3 protein-coding genes are annotated in these 3,311 nt (G+C 58.3%); all 3 read right to left on the reverse strand.

Translation table 11 applies throughout. From position 1 onward, the window contains the following. Positions 1–85: 85 nt before the first annotated feature. The 3 genes from ACO2RV_RS24965 to ACO2RV_RS24975 all read right to left on the reverse strand — a co-directional run bounded on the left by ACO2RV_RS24965 (position 86) and on the right by ACO2RV_RS24975 (position 3,196). Positions 86–1,132, reverse strand: coding sequence for an N-acetylmuramidase domain-containing protein (locus tag ACO2RV_RS24965; protein WP_423296898.1), 1,047 nt, complete (start codon positions 1,130–1,132; stop codon positions 86–88). Positions 1,133–1,246: 114 nt separating this feature from the next. Next, complete coding sequence (locus ACO2RV_RS24970; RefSeq protein ID WP_423296899.1) at positions 1,247–2,098, reverse strand: hypothetical protein; 852 nt, start codon at positions 2,096–2,098, stop codon at positions 1,247–1,249. 3 nt (positions 2,099–2,101) lie between these two features. Then, positions 2,102–3,196, reverse strand: a complete 1,095-nt coding sequence (locus tag ACO2RV_RS24975; RefSeq protein ID WP_423296900.1) for a hypothetical protein — start codon at positions 3,194–3,196, stop codon at positions 2,102–2,104. Positions 3,197–3,311 lie beyond the last annotated feature (115 nt).

Consider the following 3,311-nt stretch of genomic DNA (forward strand, 5'->3'; position numbering starts at 1 on the left):
GCGCCGGACCTCAACCTCCGGCTCAAGTCTATGGTCAAGCCCAGACACAAAACGATCCTCCAATCAGGATCGTCAGACTGCGCTTTCACGCCCAACCTATGAAGGTGCCGCCGGGACCACGCTTACCATCAAGTACCTGGACAGTCTCGATGATGTTCGGCCACAGAGCGCGGGGTGGTGGTGCATTCAGGCCAAACGCCGGACTGTCAGGATCGCTGTGTTGATGCCCCATAGTCAGGAGTTCATACGGCTTGAAATGGCGTAGGCCGAGGCCGGAAACGAAGGTTGTGAACTCAGCGAGAAATCCCGGGTCAACTCCGCCTCCCAGCACTGTACTTGCTACCGATGCGGACGCTGATAGTGCCGCTCCCTGCGGGATCGGCGGCGCTGATATGGCGCGGTGGATGGGCATGTTCTCGGCTGCATCGAAGTACGTCTCAATCTTCTGACCATACGCGACAGCCTGCCCGCTACCATTATAAACCTCGGCGAAATCCTCCCATTCTTCGCGCCGAAGTTCGTCCAAGATGTTGTTTGATCTACAAAAATCGAAGAATCCGCACACCTCCCAGCGTTCTGCCGCAGCCATCGCGTCGAACATGGCTTTTGCAGACGAGTAGCCGACAATCGTATGATTGGATCCGAGTATTTGAGCTCCACCTATGCTGATCGAAAGGCATGCGGCCTCATCATCGCCAAGTTTTTTCGCGAAGTGGAAGACATCGTATTCGCGCTGTTGATCACCATGGAACGTCTGCCACGAGCCCTGTGCTGTCGGCCGCCAGCGGTGATTTTTCCACGACGAGCCCGGCACGCCCGCTCTGCCACCATACTGGAAGTGTGCATCGAATGTTGCAGGGCTATACTGTCCCCAATATTTAAAGTACTTGTGATTTTCAAAGCGAATTATTGGCTGCCCGGGATGATGGGCCTCCCCACCGCTTTCAACCTGCCATACCGCCAGCGCGGCCTCGACGGGTATCTTGGCTAGGTCTGCCAGTACGTTCAGTAATCCGCCAATGCGATTGTAGGTAATCGACATCGCCTTTTGGGCTCCGGTCCCGGCCACTGCGATCGGGGCGGCGGGTGTGAGGGAGGCGGTCTGCACGGCAGGATCATCTTTGAAAAACATCTCAGCCCCCTAGTTGGTGTTATAGTACCGCTCTCTCTCCGACGAGATCCACCGTGCCTCCGGCGCACATGTGCCCAGTGGTTGCCGCACAATCTCCGTTGACGATCGGACGACCTACGAGACTTCCAAGGTCTGGCCGACGCCTATCTCGCCAAGCTTCGCATCCAGGAGGGTCAGCGTTCGGCTTCCGCGCACCTCACCAGGCCCAAGGTTCACCAGAAACCGCACTTCAGTTGGTGTTTGCCCGGTCACTGGCCACGTCACCTGTTGTCCGTTGATCGACGCCTTGACCGCAATCACGCGGTCAAGATTGGCACCCTGGAGTGCAATCTCCCTCGGCCCCTGGCCGGCCGTATAGTTCGTGGGGATAAGGCTCGACACGATTGGGGGCGCCAAAGGACTGGCCCGCTCGCTGCTCTGCGTCGCTGTCTTGGAACCGAAATAGAAACTCGATATCGACGTAACAAGCGTGCCGACGAGGACCAACACCTGCTTGGCAAAGTCGACCCCTTCTCGTGATGCCCCTTCCCGAATCCACACATTGAAGCCGGGCCCGCTCATATTCTGAATGCTCACGATATTCGTGTCGCCGTAACGGGCCTGCAGCGCAGCAAGACCACCGGCATCCATCAATCCGACGAGCGTCAGACGCCCGTCGGCAATACTCCCGTAGAGATAGATCGACAGGATCGCGAAAAGGACGATCAGCATGAGCGCGATCACCGCTCGGATCGATCCTTCCGGGAGGGCAAGGGCCTGCGTCCGATCCTGCAGGTCGTAGGTGGCGAACACCACCGACATTGAACAAAGCAGAATCACCAGCACAATCACGGCGCCGATCGAGAGCATCGGCAAGCCGACCACGATCGAGATCTCGCTCGCGTACAGGAAATAAAAGGCTGCGGCGATGAGAATGGCCACAACCGTTGATGCGGCCACTAGGACCAACGTCGTCGGCTTGGCCATGACCTACTGTCCTTTGGTTTGAGCTGGAGGAAGACAGATCCCATCATCGGTAAGAGAGCAGAGACGACGTGGCCCGGCGGTTAAATCACCAGCCAACGTGATGTCGACCACATCGTCACCATCCAAATCGGCAAGGATCAGCGGACTGTGATTGAGACGGATAAGTGCCTCGCGCCGAGCTGATCCGCTTGCAACCTCAGATTCGGTCAGGAGCGGAATTGGGTCCATGCGGCGAGCCTGCGACTTACAGGATCCGTCCTTATCTATTCCCAGTAGTGCGAGTTGTAGCGCGACGGACGGCTTGTCACCTGAAGTCGTCCGCACGCGGGAAAACACCGCTATACAGCTTCCGTCATTCAGGCCAAGCACTTGCGGCGGCCGCAAAAGCCACTCGGCTTCCAAGCCGGGACGGCAGCGGATCGCGTCAGCATTCACAACAGGCGGTTCCGCGCCATCCGCGTCGTGGGTAGCGGCCGGCAAGGGCCATTGGCGCATCTGCACAACACCCCCCTCAAGGTTGGGCGTTGAGTCGCTGAAGCTTGCCACGGTTGGATTTACCGTCGCATCTGGTCCGCGACGCGTCAGAAGCATCGCGGGTTCATCGTCTTCACGAAAATCGGCAAGTGACACACTTCCCAGCGAAAAGGCCTTGTCATCATCGGTAGAAGCGGGATCGTTGGGCTCAACAGCGGCCCGACGCAGTGAGGCGCTCTCACGGTAGTTCTCGTCTCTGCGGGTCCAAGCGATCGCGGGGTATTTGTCGCCCGGCGTGTAAAGGGCGAAGGGTGCCGCGGCGAAATTGCGGTAGCGCTCATGGTCCGTGCGACGCGGCATGGGAGAGAAGTGATCAACGATGCTCAACGGTTCCTGCGGTTGATGATCGCGGCGAGGGATGGTGTCGAATTTAACGGAAACATGCACGAAGCAAGGTGCATTGCCGCCGTCGTCTCGGCACGAATGGGACCTCAGTGTCACCAGTGACAGTGCCGTCTGAGCTGCCATCCCGAGATCTGCAGGCCAGAGCCGATCGAACTGCGGATCCTTTGGGTCCTTTCGGCCAAGAGTAATGGCCACCACATGCGGAGCGTAAGCGCTCATTTCAGAGCACGTCGTAAACCGGCTTGAAGCGGTTCATGGTTCATGCGTTCATGCCGGCTGTTTTTTGAAGTTGAAGGGCAGCAGGTCGTCGATATCGGCGTCTCCGGGACGCTGC

It is taken from the genome of Ancylobacter sp. VNQ12 (assembly GCF_049445835.1).
In the GTDB taxonomy this organism is placed as follows: domain Bacteria; phylum Pseudomonadota; class Alphaproteobacteria; order Rhizobiales; family Xanthobacteraceae; genus Ancylobacter.